The 22,173-nt window shown below is 71.8% G+C and carries 19 protein-coding genes; 7 read left to right on the top strand and 12 right to left on the bottom strand.

What is annotated here, in order from left to right; genetic code table 11:
• Positions 1–101 precede the first annotated feature (101 nt).
• From tgmA to AB0E98_RS06725, 4 genes are all read left to right on the top strand, one after another.
• The gene (gene tgmA, locus AB0E98_RS06710; protein ID WP_361699270.1) at positions 102–356 is read left to right on the top strand and encodes a putative ATP-grasp-modified RiPP; all 255 of its coding nucleotides are present in this window, start codon (positions 102–104) and stop codon (positions 354–356) included.
• 24 nt (positions 357–380) lie between these two features.
• Positions 381–1,343, top strand: coding sequence for an ATP-grasp ribosomal peptide maturase (gene tgmB / locus AB0E98_RS06715; protein WP_361699272.1), 963 nt, complete (start codon positions 381–383; stop codon positions 1,341–1,343).
• Positions 1,340–2,467, top strand: a complete 1,128-nt coding sequence (locus AB0E98_RS06720) for a protein-L-isoaspartate(D-aspartate) O-methyltransferase (RefSeq protein ID WP_361699274.1) — start codon at positions 1,340–1,342, stop codon at positions 2,465–2,467. The genes tgmB and AB0E98_RS06720 overlap by 4 nt, the downstream gene beginning before the upstream one ends.
• Positions 2,468–2,581: 114 nt before the next feature.
• Positions 2,582–2,881: a hypothetical protein gene (locus AB0E98_RS06725; RefSeq protein WP_361699276.1), complete on the top strand. Its 300-nt coding sequence runs from the start codon at positions 2,582–2,584 to the stop codon at positions 2,879–2,881.
• 774 nt (positions 2,882–3,655) lie between these two features.
• Here the strand turns inward: AB0E98_RS06725 and AB0E98_RS06730 are convergent.
• The 3 genes from AB0E98_RS06730 to AB0E98_RS06740 all read right to left on the bottom strand — a co-directional run bounded on the left by AB0E98_RS06730 (position 3,656) and on the right by AB0E98_RS06740 (position 6,187).
• Entirely contained in the window at positions 3,656–3,913 is a 258-nt protein-coding gene (locus AB0E98_RS06730; protein ID WP_361699278.1) for a winged helix-turn-helix domain-containing protein, read from the bottom strand.
• A gap of 902 nt (positions 3,914–4,815) precedes the next feature.
• Positions 4,816–5,868 (bottom strand): AI-2E family transporter, encoded by a 1,053-nt coding sequence (locus tag AB0E98_RS06735; protein WP_361699384.1) that lies wholly within the window; start codon positions 5,866–5,868, stop codon positions 4,816–4,818.
• Positions 5,869–5,992: 124 nt separating this feature from the next.
• Entirely contained in the window at positions 5,993–6,187 is a 195-nt protein-coding gene (locus AB0E98_RS06740; RefSeq protein ID WP_311611030.1) for a DUF3046 domain-containing protein, read from the bottom strand.
• Between the two features lie 80 nt (positions 6,188–6,267).
• On the opposite strand from AB0E98_RS06740, the gene AB0E98_RS06745 reads away from it, so the two are divergent.
• The 3 genes from AB0E98_RS06745 (at position 6,268) to AB0E98_RS06755 (ending at position 12,926) form a co-directional block, all read left to right on the top strand.
• Positions 6,268–7,188 carry a hypothetical protein gene (locus AB0E98_RS06745; protein ID WP_361699280.1) on the top strand — a complete coding sequence of 307 codons (921 nt, stop codon included), beginning with the start codon at positions 6,268–6,270 and terminating at the stop codon, positions 7,186–7,188.
• A 140-nt stretch (positions 7,189–7,328) separates the two neighbouring features.
• A complete protein-coding gene (locus AB0E98_RS06750; protein WP_361699282.1) occupies positions 7,329–12,080 on the top strand; it encodes an ATP-dependent helicase in 4,752 nt (1,583 codons plus the stop codon).
• A gap of 42 nt (positions 12,081–12,122) precedes the next feature.
• Positions 12,123–12,926, top strand: a complete 804-nt coding sequence (locus AB0E98_RS06755; RefSeq protein ID WP_361699284.1) for a DNA-formamidopyrimidine glycosylase family protein — start codon at positions 12,123–12,125, stop codon at positions 12,924–12,926.
• A gap of 92 nt (positions 12,927–13,018) precedes the next feature.
• On the opposite strand, the gene AB0E98_RS06760 is transcribed toward AB0E98_RS06755, so the two are convergent.
• The 9 genes from AB0E98_RS06760 to AB0E98_RS06800 all read right to left on the bottom strand — a co-directional run bounded on the left by AB0E98_RS06760 (position 13,019) and on the right by AB0E98_RS06800 (position 21,911).
• The gene (locus AB0E98_RS06760; protein WP_361699286.1) at positions 13,019–13,297 is read right to left on the bottom strand and encodes a hypothetical protein; all 279 of its coding nucleotides are present in this window, start codon (positions 13,295–13,297) and stop codon (positions 13,019–13,021) included.
• A gap of 8 nt (positions 13,298–13,305) precedes the next feature.
• Entirely contained in the window at positions 13,306–13,776 is a 471-nt protein-coding gene (locus AB0E98_RS06765) for a DNA starvation/stationary phase protection protein (protein ID WP_361699288.1), read from the bottom strand.
• Between the two features lie 214 nt (positions 13,777–13,990).
• The gene (locus AB0E98_RS06770; protein ID WP_361699290.1) at positions 13,991–14,374 is read right to left on the bottom strand and encodes a helix-turn-helix transcriptional regulator; all 384 of its coding nucleotides are present in this window, start codon (positions 14,372–14,374) and stop codon (positions 13,991–13,993) included.
• A gap of 109 nt (positions 14,375–14,483) precedes the next feature.
• Positions 14,484–15,008, bottom strand: coding sequence for a CinA family protein (locus AB0E98_RS06775; RefSeq protein ID WP_361699292.1), 525 nt, complete (start codon positions 15,006–15,008; stop codon positions 14,484–14,486).
• On the bottom strand, positions 15,005–15,631 hold the full coding sequence (gene pgsA, locus AB0E98_RS06780; RefSeq protein WP_361699294.1) for a CDP-diacylglycerol--glycerol-3-phosphate 3-phosphatidyltransferase: 627 nt from the start codon (positions 15,629–15,631) through the stop codon (positions 15,005–15,007). Before pgsA ends, AB0E98_RS06775 begins: the two co-directional genes overlap by 4 nt.
• The gene (rimO, locus tag AB0E98_RS06785) at positions 15,628–17,109 is read right to left on the bottom strand and encodes a 30S ribosomal protein S12 methylthiotransferase RimO (RefSeq protein WP_361699296.1); all 1,482 of its coding nucleotides are present in this window, start codon (positions 17,107–17,109) and stop codon (positions 15,628–15,630) included. The genes pgsA and rimO overlap by 4 nt, the downstream gene beginning before the upstream one ends.
• 126 nt (positions 17,110–17,235) lie before the next feature.
• A complete protein-coding gene (locus AB0E98_RS06790) occupies positions 17,236–18,129 on the bottom strand; it encodes a RodZ domain-containing protein (protein ID WP_361699298.1) in 894 nt (297 codons plus the stop codon).
• A 186-nt stretch (positions 18,130–18,315) separates the two neighbouring features.
• Positions 18,316–21,063 carry a DNA translocase FtsK gene (locus AB0E98_RS06795; RefSeq protein WP_361699300.1) on the bottom strand — a complete coding sequence of 916 codons (2,748 nt, stop codon included), beginning with the start codon at positions 21,061–21,063 and terminating at the stop codon, positions 18,316–18,318.
• A 158-nt stretch (positions 21,064–21,221) separates the two neighbouring features.
• A complete protein-coding gene (locus tag AB0E98_RS06800; RefSeq protein WP_361699302.1) occupies positions 21,222–21,911 on the bottom strand; it encodes a response regulator in 690 nt (229 codons plus the stop codon).
• Between the last annotated feature and the right edge of the window lie 262 nt (positions 21,912–22,173).

The following is a 22,173-nucleotide window of genomic DNA, read 5'->3' on the forward strand; positions in this document are numbered from 1 at the left end:
GGTGGGGAGGCAGGGTTCGAAGCCCGTCCGGCCGCCAACCGATGCGGCGGCCGGACGGGTCCGTCACCGTGCATCACTCCATTTCGCAGAAGGAGAAGCACATGAGTCCCACCCTGGCCTCTCAGACCGAGACGGCGATACGAGTCCGCCCCTTCGGGCTGACCAAGGCGGTCCCCGTCGTACCCGAGAACGCCCCCCTGCCGCGCCTGTCCCTGTGCCCGAACCGGCAGGTCGCCGTCCTGGAGGACGGCACCCCCTTCATCCATGAGCCGTCCATGAAGTCGAAGTTCAAGACGAAGGTGCAGACCCGGGAGGACAGCAATCTCGACACCGAGACGGAAAACGACGAGGACTGACGTCCTGATTGGAGGCACTGATCGATGACGGTCCTGGTGCTGACCAAGGCACTCGATCCAACCGCTGACCTCGTCATATCGGAGCTCAACGACCGCAGGGTCCCGGTGTGCCGACTGGACCCCGGAGACTTCCCGGAGAACCTGACGGTCTCAGCCCGTATCGGCGGGTCGACCCGCGAGTGGACCGGTAGCGTGCGTGGCCAGCACCGAGGCCTTCCCCTCGATCAGGTCCGGTCCGTCTACTACAGGCGCCCCTCGGCGTTCCGCCTCAGCCCCGACTTGTCGGACACTGATGCGCGATGGGCCCGAGCCGAAGCGCTTGCCGGGTTCCGCGGCCTGCTGGCCTCCCTGGACTGCCCGTGGGTAAACCACCCCGACCGGAACGCGGCGGCCGGCGTCGGCCCTGTCGCTCTCGCCACCGCATCCCGGTGCGGACTCACCGTCCCCGCCACACTGATCACCAACGACCCCGACGAGGCCCGGTCCTTCATCAAGGACCTGCCCGCCCAGATAGCGGCCTATAAGGGCCTCGGAGACGCTGATCCCGGCGAGATCGACGGCTGGCCGCAAGCTCTCTGGACAACGCAGGTCACCGCAGCGGACATCACCGACACGGTCACGCTCACGGCCCACTGGTTCCAGGAGTGGATCCCCAAGGCGTACGAAGTCCGGTTGACCGTCGTGGGCGACCAGTTGTTCGGAGCCAAGATCCACGCGGGTTCGAAGGAGTCCCGCATCGACTTCCGCAAGGACTACGACAGCCTCACCTACTCCCCCTGCACGATCCCCTTCGGCATCGCCGAAGGCGTGCGCAGGCTCATGGCCGCCTTCGGCCTGCGCTACGCCGCAATGGACTTTCTCGTTAACCCTGACGGGCGCTGGTTCCTGGTCGACCTCAACCCGAACGGCCAATGGGCATTCGTCCCCGACCTGCGCCCGGCCATCACGCACGCCCTCGCCGATCTACTGGAGGAACCCACCCCGTGACCATCGAGACAGTGTCCGCCAAAGACCTGCGCCGGGTGATGACCGAGCGCCTCGTGACCAACGGGGCCTTGCGGAGCGAACCGTGGAAGCGCGCCTTCGCCAGCGTGCCCCGCGAGGACTTCGTACAGGGCTTCGCCGTACGGGCCAAGGGCACCAAACACGAGTACAAGCCGGGCGACCCCGCATGGCTCCCCGCCGTGTACACCGACGCGTCCTTGCTGACGCAGACCGACGCGGCCGGCACGACCACCAGCTCCTCCAGCCAGCCCACGGTCATGGCTCACATGCTCGAAGCCCTCGACGCGGAAGACGGCGACAGCGTCCTGGAGGCCGGGCTCGGCACCGGGTACAACGCCGCCCTCCTCTCCCACCGGTTCGGGAGTGACCGCGTGTTCTCCATGGACGTGGACCCGGTTCTCGTCGGGACCGCCGCAGCATGCCTGCACTCGGCCGGATTCACGCCCACGGTGACCACCCGGGACGGCATGACCGGCTGGCCCGAGCACGCCCCATACGACCGGCTGATCGCGACCTTCGGCGTCCCGCGAGTACCTACCGCCTGGATCGACCAAGTCAGGCCTGGTGGTGTCATCGTGGCCAACCTGGGGTGCGGCATCGTCCGTCTGAAGGTCGACGATAAGGGGCGGGCCTCCGGCCGCTTCCTGCCGATCCTCGCCACCTTCATGGTGGCCCGGCCTGCGGCCGACACGGTCAGCACGAGGGCGAAGCAGCACATCGAGGCAATCATGTCGGCCTGCGGCGAGTCGAGGGCGATCGACCTGCCCAGCAATCTGGGCTCGCAGGAGCAGCAATTCCTTCCCGCGCTCGCGCAGCCCGGCGTCACCGACATCACCCTTATCAACGACGCGGGAGAAGAGACGCTCTGCCTTTTCCATGCGGAAACCGGCTCGTGGGCCCGCCTGTCCTCCCTCGGCGTACGCCGGGCCAGGCTCGACCACGGCGGCCCCCGCGACCTCTGGGCCGAGCGGTACCCGCTGCTCACCCACTGGGCGATCAACGGTCGGCCAGGACCACAGCGGTACGGCCTGACCATCGAGGCCGACGGCGCTCACACTCTCTGGCTCGACGACCGCGACGGCGAGTCATTCACCCTGGGGGCCTGAAGCCCCTAGTTCCGTCCGCGCCAACTTGGAGGGGCAGTTGGCGCGGGCGGCTTCACGTGTGCTTCTCACCACAGCGGGCATTCAAGATCAACTGGCCTCCGTAAGGTCTCGATCATGACCGTGACCAACAACATCAGCGGGGGCACGATCGGCGGCCCCGTAATCCAGAGCGGCGGCAACGTGGTCATCCACCACGGCACGCCCGCATCTCCGCGCAGGACCTCAACAGCGGCCACAGGCCAGCTCCGTGCCCAGATGGACCGTGAGGGGCCCCGGCTCGCGCTCACGACGCGAGGTGAGGCGGAAGCTCTTGCCATCATCCTGGCTCGCGTGGCTGAGGAAATGCCGGACTTCGCGGCAACGGCCGTCGAACTGCGCCGGCGCCTTCTCGGTCGGCTCGCAGAGCACGTCTGAGAATGCGGGAGGCCCACCATCACATGGCGATGGTGGGCCATCCATCCCCGCTAACGCGGGGAAAATCGCAGACAGAACCCATGAGGCTGTCGACGGGCCATCCCCGCAGAGGCGGGGAGCAAGGTGATCTCCCTTAAGAGAAACCACCGGTACGGGACCATCCCCGCTAACGCGGGGAACAACTCAAGCGACGCCTTCGACGCTGTCGAAGGGCCAACCCCGCATGCGCGGGGAACAAGAGGTGCAATGCACCTCCCTCGCGATGGTCTCGTGGACCACCCCCGCAGAGGCGGGGAGCAAAGCAGGCTCCAAAGAAAATTCACACACTCCGGGGCCATCCCCGCTAACGCGGGGAACAGGTTGTGCTGTGCTCACAAACAGGTACATCCCCACTGGCGCGGGGAGCATGCCACACCTGGCCGATATGGCTGCTGTAAGCACTAGGCCGAGCCATCCCCGCATACGCGGGGAGTGACCTCCGCTTGAGAGAAGCCACCAGTACGGGTCCATCCCCGCGTACGCGGGGAGCAAAGCGTCCGTGAATTGACCTAACTCCGCATCACGGGGCCATCCCCGCATGCGCGGGGAGCGACGACTCTGGCTAAGGCAACCAGCCGGAGACGCAGCACTGACTTTAGGGGCGCCAGGCAAGGGGCCGCAACCGGTTCGTCAACATCGCGCCATCCATCGGCCCTGGCGCCCGTAGCGCAGGTTTTACAGGGCCTACACCGCCATAAGAGACAGCACGAAGACCGCTTCGCGCAGACGTCTCCGTCACTCGTCGGCGGTCCCGCAGGCCTTCACGTACGTCCCCCGCTTCGGAACCGTGTAGGCGTACCCCTCCTCGACAAGGTGGCGAAGCGCCTTCTGCGCAGTCGCCAGGGCCACGCCATGGCGCTTCACGAGATCCGGCGCCGAGGGAACAGGGCGGTTGACCTCCAGCTTTCCCGCCTTGATGTCCCGAATGATGTCCTCTGCGATCTGCATGTACAGGTAGGTCGGGGACCTGCGATCGATGGCGCGTTCTTCCATGCGCTGAGCGTAGGCAACCGCTTCCCGCACCACCTAGCTAAGTAAGGCTAGGTAAGAGCGGTAAGGATAGACAAGGGCAGGTAAGGGGCGTAGCGTCGCGATCACAAAAATGACCCCGACGGCCGGTGCAACGGCTGTCGGGGTCGCACGCCACCAGCTATATGGGAGCTGAGACGCATGCGTGACCCTATCGCGCGCTTATTCGTATGGATCCGTCGGCTGCTCGCGCCACAAGGCCGCCACGCTGCCCGGTCCAGGCCCCAGCAATACAGGCCGTCAGCAGCACCCGCAGTCACACAACCAGCGAACCGGAGCCACCGGGATGCCCTCGGGGACGAGGTCTTCTGGCTCGACGAGCCATTGGTCCGCGCCTTCGTAATCGCCCAGGAGCGGGAACGCGAGGCGGAGCAGCAACTGAGGGCTCACCGGCGGGCCGCGCTGCTGGCCGCCGAGGACGGCCGCGACTATCCCGACATGCTGTACCTCAGCCCTGACACGAGGATCACGCCTGTAAGGGCCTGGGCCGCACGGGAGCGGGTATGAGATGCCCCCGGTGTGGCGCCGAGCTGGAGAGGTACGTCGAACGCGCTAGCGGCCCCGGAATCGTGATCAAGGTGCAGCACACTTGCCCCCGCCCCCCTCCCGAGGCCGTCTAACTAAGAACTACCCACGCAGCCCCCGCCGGCCAAGCCAGCGGGGGCTTCCTCGCGTTCCGGGCCAGAGAGTCAATTTCCCTCCGAGCGTCTCGGTCAGCGTCGCGCAACAGGTCGGCCTCCGGGTACACCACGATCGTGAAGAGGAGCCCCTGCTCCCCCGCCGTGATGCGGAAGTCCACTCTTCGACCGTAAGCCGTCGGGTGGCCGCCCACCCCACCGTTGGCATGCCCGCCACGCGCGGACTCATCAGGTTCGTACAACACGCACAGGGATGGCCCTCCTAGGCGCGGGAAGCGGGGTGCTTGTGCGAGGCCTCGGGGTGTCACTTCGTCGCGGCCCGTCCCCTAACTGGCGGAGGACTTCACCTCGCTCCTCGGGACGCAGCTTGAGCACCAGGGCAGCTAGCTCGCGGTACGTTTCCGCAGGTGAAGACATGTTTAGTAGCCTTTCGATTTGCTGATAGACCACGACGAAGCCCAGTACCCACACCGCGTACCAGGGGTCGACGGTGAAGGCGAGCAGCGTCGGCAGGGCGCCCGCGAGGTAGGTGCCGATCGTCGGGACGAACTGCGACACCAGCCCGACCCAGATCGCGAGCGCCGGGGCGTAGGGCACGCCCAGCGTCTGGAGCAGGACGTAGTGCGCGATTCCGGAGACCAGCGCCATCAGGGCGCGCGAGTAGAGGTAGCCGCCGGTCTTGGCGACGGCGATCTCCCAGGCGCGCAGCACCTCCGCCTGCCGGCGCGGCGGCAGCACCGAGCACAGCGCGCGGCGCAGCCGGGGCCCGTCGGCCGCGAAGTAGAACGCGAAGAGCACCACCGTCAGGGTCCGGAACAGCCCGCCCAGGACGGCGGCCGACACGTCCAGCACGCCGCCGGCGCTGCTGCTGACGTACTTCCGCAGCCAGTCCGAGTGGACCACGCTGCTCTGGATCTCGACGCGGGAGAGACTGGTGCGGAAGGTCCGGTTGATCCAGCTGATCACCGAGTCCAGGTAAGCGGGGAAGTTCTCCACCATGGTCTGGATCTGCCCGGCGAGCATCGAGCCGAGGAGGGTGACGAAGCCGGTCACGGCGGCGGCCACGCCCAGGAAGACCAGAGCGGTCGCGAGGCCCCGGCGCATGCCGCGCGCGGCCATCCGGTCCACGGCCGGCTCGATGGCCAGCGCGAGGAAGAACGCGACCAGGATGTCGACGAGAAGGCCGGTGAGCCGGTGGAAGGCCCACCCGGCCAGCTGGAAGCACGCGAACAGGGCGAGGGTGACCACCACCGCCCTGGGCAGCCAGCGCGGCATCCGCACGTCGTCGGGCCGGGAGGGCCGGGAGTCGTCGGGGGCGGTGTCGTCTGTCGCTGCCACGGAGCAAGTGTGGCTTATCGGACGAATTCCATGAGGCGTCCGGTCGGCGGTCGCCGTCCGGGCACGGTCAGCGGCGGTCCTCGGGGATCTCCACCGCCCGGCATACCGCGCGCCAGACGTCCTTGGCGTTCCAGCCGGCGTCCAGCGCTTGGTGCACGGTCCTCCCGCCGAGTTCGGACATCACATGATCACGAGCGAAGGAGTCGGCGTACACCGCGCCGAAATAGTCAGCCATTCGCTGCCAGAAGACCGTCAACCGCATGCGCCCAGTATCCCGCCCCTGAGAGTGCAGCCGACCATGAGCCGCTGACCGGCGGCGCTCCGCGCCCTACGGTCTTGTCCATGGCACCGTCCGGAGCATCCGCCACCGCCCGCGCCGAGCGCTTCATCTGGCTGACCGCCCGCGTCCTGGAGCAGCGGAGATTCGCGTTCCACTTCCTGGGCGGGCACGCCGCCGCCGTCGAGGCCGCCCTCGACGCGTACACGGGCGACGACGGGGGCTTCGGCCACGCCCTGGAGCCGGATCTGCGCGGCCCGGTGAGCCAGCCGCTGCACACCGCGCACGCCCTGCGCGTGCTCGACGAGATCGGGCGCTGCCGCGACCGGCGGGTGGAGCCCGTGTGCCGCTATCTGACGGCGGTCTCCACCCTCGACGGGGCGCTGCCCGCCCTCCACCCCTCGCTGCGCGGGTATCCGGCGGCCCCCTGGATCCCGCTGGTGGACGACCCGCCCAGCGATCTGCTCGCCACCGGCCCCGTGGTCGGCCTGCTGCACCGCAACGAGGTGTGGCACGCCTGGCTGTTCCGGGCCACCGACTTCTGCTGGGCCGCCGTCGACGCCCTCGGCCGGGGAGCGCGCACCCACCCGTACGAGGTCGAGGCGGCCGTCGCCTTCCTCGACGGGGCGCCGGACCGCGCCCGGGCCCAGGCCGCGGCCGAGCGGCTCGGGCGGACGGTGCGGGAACAGCGGCTGGCCGTGCTCGATCCGGACCGGGCGGCCGACCATCCCCTGCCGGAGGGGTACGCGCCCGGCGAGTACCACTTCCCGCACGACTTCGCGCGCACGCCCGGATCGCTGGCCCTCGCCTGGTTCTCCGACACCGAGATGGCGCGGTCGCTGGACTTCCTCGCCGCGGCCCAGCAGGAGGACGGCGGCTGGCCGGTCCGCTGGCGGGCCTGGGCCCCGGGCACGGTCCTCGAGTGCAGGCCCATGGTGACCATCGACGCCCTGCTGGCCCTGCGCGCGTACGGCCGCCCCGTCTAGCCCCGCGGCCCCGCGCCCCGGCCCGCGCCCCGGCCCGGGCCCCGACCCCCGAACCCCGGGCCAGTGGCCCCGGACCGCTGGAACCGCCGCTGACCTGCGTGTCCGGGGCATTGTCAGTGGTGCGGTGCACGATGGGGGGCATGGCGAACGACACGGCGGCGGCCCCGCCCTCCGAGCCGGACCCGGCCTCGGCTCTCGACGCGTTCTCCCCCGCGACCCGCTCGTGGTTCACGGGGGCGTTCTCCGCGCCCACCGCCGCCCAGGCCGGCGCCTGGCGGGCCATCGGCGAGGGCTCGGACGTCCTGGTCGTCGCGCCCACCGGCTCCGGCAAGACGCTGGCCGCCTTCCTCGCCTCCCTCGACCGGCTGGCGAGCAGCCCGCCGCCCGCCGAACGCGGCAAGCGCTGCCGGGTGCTGTACATCTCCCCGCTCAAGGCCCTCGCCGTGGACGTCGAGCGGAACCTGCGCAGCCCCCTGACCGGCATCCGTCAGGAGGCCGCCCGGCTGGGGCTGCCCGAGCCGGAGATCCGCGTCGGCATCCGCTCCGGCGACACCCCGGCGACCGAGCGCCGCGCCCTGGTCACCCGGCCGCCGGACATCCTGATCACCACGCCCGAATCGCTGTTCCTGATGCTCACCTCCGCCGCGCGGGAGGCGCTGACGGGCGTGGAGACCGTGATCCTCGACGAGGTGCACGCCGTCGCCGGGACCAAGCGGGGCGCGCATCTGACACTGTCCCTGGAGCGCCTCGACGTCCTGCTGGAGCGCCCCGCCCGGCGCATCGGCCTCTCCGCGACCGTGCGCCCGGTGGACGAGGTGGCCCGTTTCCTCTCGCCGCGGCGCAAGGTGGAGATCGTCCAGCCGCCGTCCGGCAAGGAGTTCGACCTGTCGGTTGTCGTGCCCGTCGAGGACCTCGGCGAGCTCGGCGGCTCCCCCGTGCAGGAGGGCGGCGACGGCAAGGACCGGCCGTCGATCTGGCCGCACGTCGAGGAGCGCATCGCCGATCTCGTCCAGGCCCACCGCTCCACGATCGTCTTCGCCAACTCCCGCCGCCTCGCCGAGCGCCTGTGCAACCGGCTCAACGAGATCGCCCACGAACGGGCCACCGGGGCCCCGCTGCCCGAGCACCACTCCCCCGCCGAGCTGATGGGCGGGTCCGGCCCGGCGAAGGGCGCGCCGCCCGTCCTCGCCCGCGCCCACCACGGCTCGGTCTCCAAGGAGCAGCGCGCCCTGGTCGAGGAGGACCTCAAGGCGGGCCGGCTGCCGGCCGTCGTCGCCACCTCCAGCCTGGAGCTGGGCATCGACATGGGCGCCGTGGACCTGGTCGTCCAGGTCGAGTCGCCGCCGTCGGTCGCCTCCGGGCTCCAGCGGGTGGGCCGCGCGGGCCACCAGGTCGGCGCGGTCTCCACCGGCGTCGTCTTCCCCAAGTACCGGGGCGACCTGGTGCAGGCGGCCGTGGTGACCGAGCGCATGCGCCGGGGCGCCATCGAGCGCTTGCGCGTACCGGCCAATCCGCTGGACGTCCTCGCCCAGCAGGTCGTCGCCATAGCGGCCATGGACACCTGGGACGTCGAGGAGCTGCTGGCCCTGGTACGCCGGGCCGCGCCCTTCGCGGCGCTGCCCGAGTCGGCCTACTCCGGCGTTCTCGACATGCTCGCCGGGCGCTATCCGTCCGACGCCTTCGCGGAGTTGCGCCCCCGCCTGGTCTGGGACCGCGTCGCCGGTACGGTCACCGGGCGCCCCGGCGCGCAGCGGCTCGCCGTCACCTCCGGCGGCACCATCCCCGACCGTGGCCTCTTCGGTGTCTTCCTGGCCGGCGCCGACCCCAAGAAGGGCGGCGGCCGGGTGGGGGAGCTCGACGAGGAGATGGTCTACGAGTCCCGCGTCGGCGATGTGTTCACCCTGGGCACGACCTCCTGGCGGATCGAGGACATCACCCGTGACCGCGTCCTCGTCACCCCCGCCCCCGGCACCCCGGGCAGGCTGCCGTTCTGGAAGGGCGACCAACTGGGCCGCCCGCTCGAACTGGGGCGCGCGCTCGGGGCGTTCCTGCGCGAGATCGGCGGGCTGTCGCCCGACGCCGCCCGCGACCGGCTCACCGCCGCCGGCCTCGACACCTGGGCCGCCGACAACGTCCTGTCCTACCTCGACGAGCAGCGCCGCGCCTGCGGGCACGTGCCCGACGACCGGACCGTCGTCGTCGAACGGTTCCGCGACGAGCTGGGCGACTGGCGGGTGGTCGTCCACTCCCCCTTCGGCGCCCAAGTGCACGCCCCCTGGGCGCTGGCCCTCGGCGCCCGGCTCTCCGAGCGGTACGGCATGGACACCCAGGTGATGCACGCCGACGACGGCATCGTCCTGCGCCTGCCCGACGCCGACCTGCTCGGCCTGGACCTCCTCGACACCGAGCCCACCCGGCAGGACGGCGCCTACGACGCCGAGCAGTCCTCCCTCGGCGCCGCCGACGTCCTGTTCGACAAGGGCGAGGTCGAGGGGATCGTCACCGACCAGGTGGGCGGCTCGGCCCTGTTCGCATCCCGCTTCCGCGAGTGCGCCGCCCGCGCCCTGCTGCTGCCGCGCCGCGATCCGGGCAAGCGCACACCTCTGTGGCAGCAGCGCCAGCGCGCCTCCCAGCTGCTCCAGGTGGCGAGCGAGTTCGGCTCGTTCCCGATCGTCCTCGAGGCCGTCCGCGAATGCCTCCAGGACGTCTTCGACGTCCCCGGCCTGACCGAGCTGATGGGCGACATCGAGGCGCGCCGGGTCCGTCTGGTGGAGGTCACCACACCCGAGCCGTCCCCGTTCGCCCGCTCGCTGCTCTTCGGCTACGTCGCCCAGTTCCTCTACGAGGGCGACTCCCCGCTCGCGGAGCGGCGCGCCGCCGCCCTGTCCCTCGACTCCCGGCTGCTGGCCGAGCTGCTGGGCCAGGCCGAGCTCCGCGAGCTGCTCGACGCCGACGTGCTGACCGAGCTGGAGCGCGAGCTCCAGTGGCTGACCGAGGACCGCCGCGCCAAGGACGCCGAAGGCGTCGCCGATCTGCTGCGGCTCCTGGGCCCCCTCACCGACGCCGAGCTGGCCGCGCGCGGCACCGAGCCGGGCTGGGCACGGGAGCTGTCCGACGCCCGCCGCGCCCTGCGCGTCCGGATCGCCGGCGAGGACCACTGGGCCGCCGTCGAGGACGCCGGACGGCTGCGGGACGCCCTGGGCACCGCCCTGCCCGTCGGCGTCCCCGAGGCCTTCACCGAGCCCGTCAAGGACCCGCTGGGCGATCTCCTCGCCCGCTATGCCCGCACCCACGGCCCGTTCACCTCGGCGGAGGCGGCGGCCCGGTTCGGCCTCGGCGTCGCGGTGACCGACGGCGCGCTGCACCGGCTGGCGGCCGCCGGCCGGATCGTGCAGGGCGAGTTCCACCCCGCCGGCCTGGGCCAGGAGTGGTGCGACGCGGCCGTCCTTCGGCGGCTGCGGCGCCGCTCCCTGGCGGCGCTGCGGCACGAACTGGAGCCCGTGCCGCCCGCCACGCTCGCCGCGTTCCTGCCCGCGTGGCAGCACGTCGGCTCCCACAGCCTGCGCGGCGTCGACGGACTGCTGCGCGCCGTCGAGCAGTTGCAGGGCGCCCCGGTGCCCGCGTCCGCGCTGGAGAAACTCGTCCTGCCCTCCCGGGTGACGGACTACGCCCCCGCCATGCTCGACGAGCTCACGGCGGCGGGCGAGGTCGTCTGGGCCGGCGCGGGCGCCCTCCCCGGCAAGGACGGCTGGGTCTCGCTGCTGCTGGCCGACACGGCCCCCCTGCTCCTCCCGGCCCCGCATCCGCTGGAGCTCTCCCCCCTCCACCAGGCCGTGCTGGACGCCCTCTCCGGTGGCTACGGCCTGTTCTTCCGGCAGATCGCCGAGCAGGTGCGCGCCACGAGCGCGGCGGTGGACGGCGCCGACGGCACGGACGCCCGTATCGCCGACGCCGTCTGGGATCTCGCCTGGTCCGGCCGGCTGACCAATGACACCCTCGCGCCGATGCGCTCGGTGCTCGGCTCCGGCCGCACGGCCGGTTCCACCGCCCACCGCGCCAAACGGGCCGTCCCGCGCGGCCGTTACGGTGCCGTCCTCGCCCGGACGGGCCCGGGGCTCCGGCCCACCGCCTCGCGCGGCGGCCCGCCCACGGTCGCGGGCCGCTGGTCGCTGCTGCCCGAGCGCGCGCCCGACGTCACGCACCGGGCCCACGCCCTGGCCCGGACCCTGCTCGACCGGCACGGCGTGGTGACCCGAGGTGCCGTCGCCGCCGAAGGGGTGGAGGGCGGTTTCGCCGCGGCCTACCGGGTGCTGTCGGTCTTCGAGGAGAGCGGCCAGGCCCGCCGCGGCTATGTCGTCGAGGGCCTGGGCGCGGCGCAGTTCGCCGTGGACGGCGCGGTCGACCGGCTGCGCGCCGCCAGTACGGCCCGGGAGCGCTCCGGCGCCCCCGGGACCGCCCCCTGGGAGGACCGGCCGACGAGCGCGCGGGACGGCCGGCGCCGGGCGGTCGTCCTCGCCGCCGCCGATCCCGCCAACGCCTACGGCGCCGCGCTGCCCTGGCCCGATCCGCCCGCCGGCGCGACCCACAAGCCCGGCCGCAAGGCCGGCGCCCTGGTCGTCCTCCTCGACGGCGCGCTGACGCTCTACGTCGAGCGCGGCGGGAAGACCGTCCTGGCCTGGCCCCAGGAGCCCGGCGCGGAGACCACTGCCGACGACCCCGCCGTGCGCGAGGCGGCCGCGGCCCTGGCCGAGGCGGCGCACGCCGGCGCGCTGGGCACGGTCACCGTCGAGCGCGTCAACGGCGCCCCGGCCCTGTCCTCCCCGCTGGGGGCCGTGCTGGAGGAGGCGGGCTTCCACGCCACACCGCGGGGGCTGCGCCTGCGCGCGCCCTGACCCACGCCGCATGATGGGCGGTATCCGCGAAGGAGTCGCCGTATGCCCGAAGGAGACACCGTCTGGCGCACCGCGCGGGTCCTGCACGGGGCCCTCGCGGGTGAGGCGCTGATCCGCAGCGACCTGCGCGTGCCCCGGCTCGCCACTACCGATCTCACCGGCCGCACGGTCCTCGAGGTCGTCCCGCGCGGCAAGCATCTGCTCACCCGCGTCGGCGGCGGCCTCACCCTCCACTCCCACCTCGGTATGGACGGCTCCTGGCGCGTCCACGCCACCGGTGAGCGCCCGCGCGGCGGCCCGCACCACCAGATCCGGGCCGTCCTGGCCACCGCCGACCGCACGGCCGTCGGCTATCGCCTCCCCGTGCTGGAACTGGTGCGCACCACCGACGAGGCCACGCTGGTCGGCCATCTGGGCCCCGATCTCCTCGGCCCCGACTGGGACGCGGAGGAAGCCGTCCGCCGGCTGCTCTCGGACCCCGGGCGCACAGTCGGCGAGGCCCTCCTCGACCAGCGCAATCTGGCGGGCGTCGGCAATGTCTACAAGTCCGAGCTGTGTTTCCTGCTGCGGGTCACACCCTGGCTGCCCATGGCGTCCGTGCCCACCCCCGAGCGGCTGGTGGCCCTGGCGAAGAAGCTGCTGGAGGCCAACAAGTCCCGTGTCTCCCGGATCACCACAGCCGACGCCCGCCCGGACCGCAGGCTGTGGGTCTACGGACGGGCCGACCGGCCGTGCAGGCGCTGCGGCACGCCCGTCCTGGTGGCCGGCCAGGGGACGGAGGGCCGGGAGCGGACGACCTACTGGTGCCCCCACTGCCAGACGGGCCCTCCCCCGCCGACCGGCTGACCCCCGGTCTCCCGCCACTCATCCGAACGGGTGAGCCGACCGCACCGGGGGGGGGAGGCGGCGACCCGTCGGCCCGGGGGGCGGGCGACGCCTCAGTGCCTTGCCCCTCCGCGCCACCACCGCCGCAGCGCCCGCAGGGCGGCCCCTCCGGCCTCCCCGCCGTCCGCCCGGGTCCGGGGCGTGCAGTGCACCGGCAGCAGGCTCAGCCCCCAGCCCCCGGCAGCGACCAGCCCCTCCACGAATCCGGCCCGGCCCGGCTGGAGCAGCAGCCGGAGGACGGCCCAGCACCACACCCCGGTCAGGAGGCCTCCCACCGCCCAGCCGAGCGGCCCCAGGGGCGGCGGGCGCCCGGGCTCGTCTCCCCGGAGCATCGCGTGCTTCAGGCGTTCTCGGCCTGGAACATCCAGTGGTGCTTCTCCAGGTCGCCCGTCAGGCCGATGAGGATGTCCTGGGTGACGGGGTCCGGGTCACCGGTCGCCTGGACGCGCTCGCGCATCCGCGTGATCACCGCGCCGAGCGCCTCGACCAGGGTCCGTACGGCATCGGTGTCCTTGGTCCAGCCACCGCCGATCGTGCCGATGCCGCTGGTCCTGGCGACCGTCTCGGCCCGGCCGTCCGGGGGGACGCCGAGCGCCGAGGCCCGCTCGGCGACCGTGTCCGCGTGGATACGGGCGCTGGCCACGACCTCGTCGAGCTGGAGGTGGACGGAGCGGAAGCGCGGGCCGATCACGTTCCAGTGGACCTGCTTGGCCACGAGGGAGAGGTCGACGAGGTCCACGAGCGCGCCCTGGAGGGCGTCTCCGACGGTCTTGCGGTCCGCTTCGGACAGCGGGCTCTTCACCACAGACATCCGCGTTCCTCCTGCTCCACAGAGTGCTCCACGGGCCGCTCCACAGGCTGCTCCGGGAAAGGACGCGGAGAATGACCGGATCGCTCCGGTCTCTCCGCTCTCCTCACCATTGCACCAGGGCCCGGGGAAGCCCGCACAACGCGGAGATCCCGGTCGGATCGTCCGACCGGGATCTTTCTGGGAACGGTTGTCCTCCGGACCGTCTCAGGCCGGATCAGGCGGCGACCACATCCACGGCCTCCGCCGGGGCCTTGATGGTCACACGCTCCCCCGGAACGCCCGTCACGGACGCCACGGACACCGAATTGAACATCGGCCGCATCGGCGCGGGTACCGGCTCGCTCGCCGCCGCCGACTGCGCCAGCTCGGCCAGCGACAGCTCGTCGCTCACCTCGCGCATGACCTCGGACATCCGAACGTCCAGAGCGTCGCAGATTGCGGAGAGAAGCTCGGAGGACGCCTCTTTCTGCCCGCGCTCGACCTCGGAGAGATATCCGAGCGAGACCCGGGCGGACGAGGAGACCTCGCGCAGAGTGCGGCCCTGGCGTTGGCGCTGCCGACGCAGCACGTCACCCAGCAGGCGACGGAGCAGAATCATCGGTGGCTCCCTCCTTGGACCGCGAATCCGGTTCCTTCACGCCCCACCGTACCGCCTCGGGGTGCGGCCGTGCGGGGAGCTATGTCGTGTTCACTCAGGGCTGCAAACATCAATTCCCCCCGTTGTGTTCCGTATCCTTTGCCCCCGCGTTCCCCGCCAGTTCGCGTACGAGCAGCGCGAGGACCGCTCGTACGCTTTCGGCCCGGATGCCCGCCCGGTCGCCGTCCAAGGACAGCTCCCGTACGGCGGCGGTGCCGTCCGGTCCCTCGACGGCCACGAAGACCGTGCCGACGGCCTTGCCGTCCTGCGGCTCGGGACCGGCCACCCCCGTGGTGGCGAGCCCCCAGTCCGCGCCGAGCACGGCCCGTACGCCGTGCGCCATCTGCCGTGCCACGTCCGCGTCGACGGCGCCGCGCTCGGCGAGCAACCGCCCGTCCACGCCCAGGACGTCGCGCTTGACCTCGGTGGCGTAGGCCGTGACCGAGCCCCGTACCGTGCGCGAGGCGCCCGGTACGGCGGTCAGCTCCGCGGCGACCAGCCCGCCCGTCAGCGACTCGGCGACGGCCAGGCTGTGACCGCGCTCCTCCAGCGCCGCGAGCGCCACCGCGGCAGGACCGCCCCCCGGACCGCTCATCGCACGGACTCCCGCGCCCGCGCGGCCCTCCGCAGCCGGAAGGCCTGCCCGATGTACTCGAGGCCGGTGGAGACGGTCAACACCACCGCGACCGCCATCACCCAGAAGCGCAAGGTGGCCAGCGGGCCGACCAGCGGCAGGATGTACATGCCCACGCCCACGCCCTGCGCGAGCGTCTTCAGCTTCCCGCCCCGGCTGGCCGGGATGACCCCGAGCCGGATGACCCAGAAGCGCATCAGCGTGATGCCGATCTCGCGGAAGAGGATCACGCCCGTCACCCACCACGGCAGGTCGTCCAGGGCGGAGAGACAGATCAGGGCGGCGCCCATGATTGCCTTGTCGGCGATGGGATCGGCGATCTTGCCGAAGTCCGTGACCAGGTTGTACGTCCGCGCGAGATGACCGTCGAAGAGATCGGTGATCATGGCGATCGCGAACGCCGCCCAGGCGAAGGAACGCCAGGCCTCGTCATAGCCGCCGTTGTGCAGCATCAACAAGACAAACCCGGGCACCAGGAGCAGGCGCACCATGGTGAGGATATTGGCGATGTTCCACAACCCGGCCTGCCGGACACCCTTCGCCGGGGCCGGACCTCCTGTGGCAGAGGCCGGGAGTCCGCTCATCTGCCCGCCTCCTCGGTACACCCGCCCTCGATCCCGAGCGGCTCGGCGACGAGGTCCACGCCCTCGCTCGCCACTACCTTCGCCGTGACCATCCGGCCGGGCTCCAGCCGGTGGTCCGTGCCGAGCAGCACCTGGCCGTCGGTCTCCGGCGCCTGGTGGGCCGCCCGGCCGATCACTCCGTCCTCGTCGTCCACGCGGTCGACGAGTACTTCGATCGTCTCACCGATGCGCTCCTCCGCGCGCTGCGCGGTCAGCTCCTCGGCCAGCCGGGAGACCCGCTCCAGCCGCTCGGCGACGATCTCGGGGTCGAGCTTGTTCTCGTAGGTGGCGGCCTCGGTGCCGTCCTCGTCGGAGTACCCGAAGACGCCGATGGCGTCCAGTCGCGCACCCACGAGGAAGCGCTCCAGCTCGGCCACGTCCTCCTCGGTCTCCCCGGGGAAGCCGACGATGAAGTTGGAACGGGCGCCCGCCTGCGGCGCCTTGCCGCGGATGGTGTCGAGCAGCTCCAGGAAGCGGTCGGTGTCGCCGAAACGGCGCATGGCCCGCAGCACCTTCGGGGCCGAGTGCTGGAAGGAGAGGTCGAAGTAGGGGACGACCTTCTCCGTCGAGGTCAGCACGTCGATGAGGCCGGGCCGCATCTCGGCCGGCTGGAGGTAGCTGACCCGGACGCGTTCCAGGCCGTCCACGGCCGCCAGCTCCGGCAGCAGCGTCTCCAGCAGACGGATGTCGCCGAGGTCCTTGCCGTAGGAGGTGTTGTTCTCGGAGACCAGCATGACCTCCTTCACACCCTGCTCGGCCAGCCAGCGCGCCTCGCCCAGCACGTCGGAGGGGCGGCGCGAGATGAAGGAGCCGCGGAAGGAGGGGATGGCGCAGAAGGAGCAGCGCCGGTCGCAGCCGGAGGCGAGCTTCACGGAGGCGACGGGGCTGCTGCCCAGCCTGCGGCGCAGCGGGGCGCGCGGCCCGGAGGCCGGGGCCACGCCCTCGGGCAGGTCCTCCGGAGGGGTGTCCTGCGCGTGGCCGGGGAGGGCCACATCGGCGGCGGCCTGGCGCTCGGCGGGGCTGATCGGCAGCAGCTTGCGGCGGTCGCGCGGGGTGTGGGAGGCGTGGACGCCACCGGAGAGGATGGTCTGGAGCCGGTCGGAGATGTCGGTGTAGTCGTCGAAGCCGAGCACTCCGTCGGCCTCGGGGAGCGCCTCGGCGAGCTCCTTGCCGTAGCGCTCGGCCATGCAGCCGACGGCCACGACGGCCTGGGTGCGGCCGTGCTCCTTGAGGTCGTTGGCCTCCAGGAGGGCGTCGACGGAATCCTTCTTCGCGGCGTCGACGAAACCGCAGGTGTTGACGACGGCCACATCGGCATCGGCGGCGTCCTCGACGAGGTCCCAGCCATCCGCCGCCAAGCGGCCTGCCAGCTCCTCCGAGTCCACCTCGTTACGGGCGCAGCCAAGTGTGACAAGAGCGACGGTACGGCGTTCGGGCATAGGGCTCAGCCTACTTTGTCCCGGCGCCGCATCCGCTGCCGAGTGGCCGACGGGCGCGGAGAGCCTGGTCACCCACAAGCTCCTCGCGCCCGTCGCGGCGGCCTTTCCGGCGGGTTCCGCCGCAGGTCAGCCCGCCGAAGGGTCTCCTCGGGTGTAGCTCAGACGCTGAACCTGGCCATCGGCGCCCAGGTTCTTGACCTCTTTGCCGTTCACGAACAGTTGCACGGCTCCGGCGTTGCCCAGGACCAGATCGATGCGCTTGTCGTCGGTGAAGGTCTTGGAACCGCCCCGGGCCAGGACGCCCTCCTCCAGTAGCTTGCCGTTGCCGTCCTTGGCGGACATCCACGTCTGGCCGTTCTCGGCGGTGAGCTTGACGGTGACCTTGTTGCCGGGGACGCCGGCGATGGCGCTCGCCGAGGCCTCCCCCTTGGGGCCGGCCTTGGGTTCGGCCTTGGGGTCGGTCTTCGCCTTGCCGGGGCCGGCCTTGGCGCTGGACGCCGTGGACGGCTTGCCGGAGGCCGGGTCGGCGGAGACCGGACCGCTCTTGGCCCCGCCGTTGAAGAGAGTGAAGCCCACGAAGCCGACGATCGCGACGATCGCGGCGACCATCGCCGCGGTCCAGTTGGGCCGCCGGGGTTCGGGCCGGATGCGCTCGGCGTCGAAGAGCGGGGCCGCCGGGGTCGGCGCGGGGCGCCCGCCGTGCTCGGCGTCGTACTGCGCGACGAGCGGCACGGGGTCCAGGCCGACGGCGCGCGCGAGGGTGCGGATGTGCCCCCGGGCGTAGACCCGGCCGCCACAGCGGGTGAAGTCGTCCTGTTCGATCGCATGGACGATGGGGACGCGTACGCGGGTGGTGGAACTGACCTCGTCCACGGTCAGTCCGGCACCGATACGGGCTTGCTGAAGGATTCGTCCGACGGAGGGCCGGTCCTCCTGCCGGTCCTCCTCGGAGCCGGGGATCCGGTCGTCCTCTGAAGAGTTGCCGATGGACACGTGGGCGCCTTTCGAGCGTGCAGCCACCTGCTGGAGATTCAGTCTAGGGGGCATGCGAAACGGTCGGGCAAGCGGGAAGCCGGACTTTGTAGGCCATCAGAAGGCTCTGCGATCACGACGGTGGCACATCGCCCCTCCCCTCTCGCTCAACTCCGCTCGAGCCCGAGAGAAACGGTTGACCAGGGATCTTTTCCAGCTGCCGCCGACCGGCCGCTACGCCTGGTCCTCTCCTCGGATGATCGCGAGCACGCCGTCCAGCTCATCGGGCTTCACCAGCACGTCACGCGCCTTGGAGCCCTCGCTGGGGCCCACGATGTTGCGCGATTCCATCAGGTCCATGAGTCTGCCCGCCTTGGCGAATCCCACACGCAATTTCCGCTGGAGCATCGAGGTCGAGCCGAACTGGGTGGAGACGACCAGCTCGGCGGCCTGGCACAGCAGGTCGAGGTCGTCGCCGATGTCCTCGTCGATCTCCTTCTTCCTGGACGTGCCGACCGTGACGTCCTCGCGGAAGACCGGCGCCATCTGGTCCTTGCAGTGCTGGACGATCGCGGCGACCTCGCCCTCCGTGACGAAGGCGCCCTGCATCCGGATGGGCTTGTTGGCGCCCATGGGCAGGAAGAGGCCGTCACCCTTGCCGATCAGCTTCTCGGCGCCCGGCTGGTCGAGGATGACGCGGCTGTCGGCGAGGGAGGAGGTGGCGAAGGCGAGCCGGGAGGGCACGTTCGCCTTGATGAGGCCGGTGACGACGTCGACGGAGGGCCGCTGGGTGGCCAGCACCAGATGGATGCCGGCGGCGCGCGCGAGCTGGGTGATCCGGACGATGGAGTCCTCGACGTCGCGCGGGGCCACCATCATCAGGTCCGCGAGCTCATCGACGATCACCAGCAGATACGGGTACGGCGACAGCTCCCGCTCGCTGCCCAGCGGCGGGGTGACCTTCCCGGCGCGCACGGCGGCGTTGAAGTCGTCGATGTGCCGGAAGCCGTAGGCGGCCAGGTCGTCGTAGCGCAGGTCCATCTCGCGCACGACCCACTGGAGGGCCTCGGCGGCCCGCTTGGGGTTGGTGATGATCGGCGTGATCAGGTGCGGGATGCCCTCGTAGGCCGTCAGTTCGACGCGCTTGGGGTCGACCAGCACCATCCGGACGTCCTCGGGGGTCGCCCGGACCATGATCGAGGTGATCAGGCAGTTGATGCAGGACGACTTTCCGGAGCCGGTGGCACCGGCGACCAGGATGTGCGGCATCTTCGCCAGGTTGGCCATCTCGTAGCCGCCCTCGACGTTCTTGCCCAGCGCGACGAGCATCGGGTGGTCGTCGTCGGCGGCGTCCGCCAGCCGCAGGACGTCCCCGAGGTTGACCATCTCGCGGTCGCTGTTGGGGATCTCGATGCCGACCGCGGACTTGCCAGGAATGGGGCTGATGATGCGCACGTCGGGGCTGGCGACGGCGTAGGCGATGTTCTTGGTGAGCGCGGTGATCCGCTCGACCTTGACGGCCGGGCCCAGCTCGACCTCGTAGCGGGTGACCGTCGGGCCCCGGGTGAAGCCGGTGACGGCCGCGTCGACCTTGAACTCCGCGAAGACGTTGGTCAGCGAGGCCACTATGGCGTCGTTGGCGGCGCTGCGGGTCTTGCCCGGGCCGCCGCGCTCCAGCAGGTCGAGCGAGGGCAGCGCGTAGGTGATGTCACCGGCGAGCTGGAGCTGCTCGGCGCGCGGGGGCAGACCGCCGGGCACGGGCTCGGGCGCGGGCTTGGTCAGGTCGGGGACGCTGGCCGGTACGGCCGGACGGCTCGCGGCGTGGTCGGCGTACTCCTCCGCGGCGGGCTTCTTCCGGCCGGCGGCGCGCCCGCTCCCGGCCCGTCCGCCGTCCGTGGCGGCGCCGGAGACGGCGCTGCTGAGGTCGGCGACGAGCGGGGTCGGCGGGACGCCGTGGAGCACGGCCCCGTCCAGGGAGGCCGCGGCAGCCGCGGCGAGGTCCACGGCGTCCGGCTCCCGGTCCCCCGCGGGCGCCACCGCGGCGCGGCGCGGCTTGCGGCGCCGCTCGAGCGCCTCCTCCTCGGCCCGGTCGGGGCCGGTGGGCGCGGCGGTGCGCCGGGGGCGGCGGGCGGGGGCCGCGCGCCACTCGTCGTCGTAGTCGTCGTGGTCCGCGTATCCGGCGACGGTCTCGTGCCCGTACTCCCCGGGGTGCGGCTCGATGACGCCGAGCCTTATGCCGACCTCCCTCAGCCGGCGCGGGATGGCGTTGACCGGGGTGGCCGTGACCACGAGCAGCCCGAAGACGCTGAGCAGCGCCAGCAGCGGTACGGCGAGCATCTCGCCGACCGTGAAGAGCAGGGGCTTGGAGGCAACCCAGCCGATCATGCCGCCGGCATCCCGCACGGCCTGCCAGCCGGAGCCGCGGCCGGGCGATCCGCAGGCCACATGGACCTGCCCGAGGATGCCGAGGACCAGTGCCGACAGGCCGATGACGATCCGTCCGTTGGCCTCAGGGCGCTCGGGGTGGCGGAAGAGCCGGAGCGCTATGACGGCCAGGAGTATCGGTACGACGAGGTCCAGACGGCCGAAGGCGCCCGTGACGAACAGGCGGATGAGGTCGCCGACGGGCCCGTCGAGGCTGGACCAGGTGCCGACGGCCACGATGAGGGCGAGGCCGAGGAGGAGCAGCGCGAGCCCGTCCTTGCGGTGGGCGGGGTCGAGCCCCCTGGCGCCCCGGCCGACGCCGCGGAAGATGCTCCCGGCGCCGTGCGCGAGTCCGCGCCCGACCTTGCGGGCACCGCCCGGCGGGCGCTTGGCGGCGGCCTTCCTGGCCGGCGCCTTGCGCGCGGGCGGCCGGCTCGCGGGCCGGGCCGGGGACTTCTTCGCGGCGGTCTTCTTGGCGGGGGCCCCTGCGCGCCCGGCGCGCTGCTTGGAGGTGCCCGCCGTGCTCTGGGAACCCTTGCCGGACGTACGTGAGGCCATGGTGCCGAGGTTACCGGTGTCGGCCGCGCGGTACACGTGCGGCCGGGCGTTCACCCGTTCGTGTCGACGGGCCGTAGTGGCGGGGGTGACACAGCGTCAAAACCCGGTCGCCGCCGCGCCGGAGCGGACAGGCGGCGAGGGCGCTCCGCGTCGCACCGTCAGGTCTGCGAGGGGACCGGGCTGGCGCCGCTGCCGGCTCCGGGCTCCAGCGCGTCCAGGGCGCGCCGCAGTCCGGTGAGCTTGCGCTCCAGATGGGCGGCGGTGGCGACGGCGGCCGCGTCGGCGGACTCGTCCAGCTGTTTGGAGAGCGCCTCGGCCTGCTCCTCGACGGCGGCGAGCCGCGCGGAGAGCTCGGCGAGCAGCCCGGCGGGCTCCTGGGGGTCGAGCACTCCGGTGCGGCCGGAGTGGCCGCCGTTCTCCAGCTGGAGGCGCAACAGGCTGGCCTGCTCGCGCAGCTGGCAGTTCTTCATGTACAGCTCGACGAAGACCGAGACCTTGGCGCGCAGCACCCACGGGTCGAAGGGCTTGGAAATGTAGTCGACCGCGCCCGCCGCGTAACCCCGGAAGGTGTGGTGGGGGCCGTGGTTGATGGCGGTGAGGAAGATGATCGGGATGTCCCGGGTCCGCTCCCGCCGCTTGATGTGCGCCGCGGTCTCGAAGCCGTCCATGCCGGGCATCTGCACGTCCAGCAGGATCACCGCGAAGTCGTCCGTCAGCAGCGCCTTGAGCGCTTCCTCCCCTGACGATGCCCGTACCAGCGTCTGATCGAGCGCGGAGAGAATGGCCTCCAGCGCCAGCAGATTCTCCGGCCGGTCATCGACCAGGAGGATCTTGGCCTTCTGCACCATGCCCCGTCCTCCTCGTCCCGGCTTGGGGTCTCCCCGGCTCGCGGAGCCGGGGGAAGCACCGGGCGCCGCCCCGGGGGACGACTCCCTTGCGCCGCCCGTCCTTGTGCCGGTCATGGTAGCCGCACCCCGCCCGTCGCCACACCCTGTCACCGCGATGTCACTGTGCACGTAGCAGAAACGCGGTGGGGGACCAGAAGGTTCCCCGAATACCGCGCTCCCACACGCCTTCGGCCACACTGAGTCAGCGAATTGTCAAAGAGTG

It is taken from the genome of Streptomyces sp. NPDC037389 (genome assembly GCF_040636475.1).
GTDB lineage: Bacteria > Actinomycetota > Actinomycetes > Streptomycetales > Streptomycetaceae > Streptomyces > Streptomyces hesseae.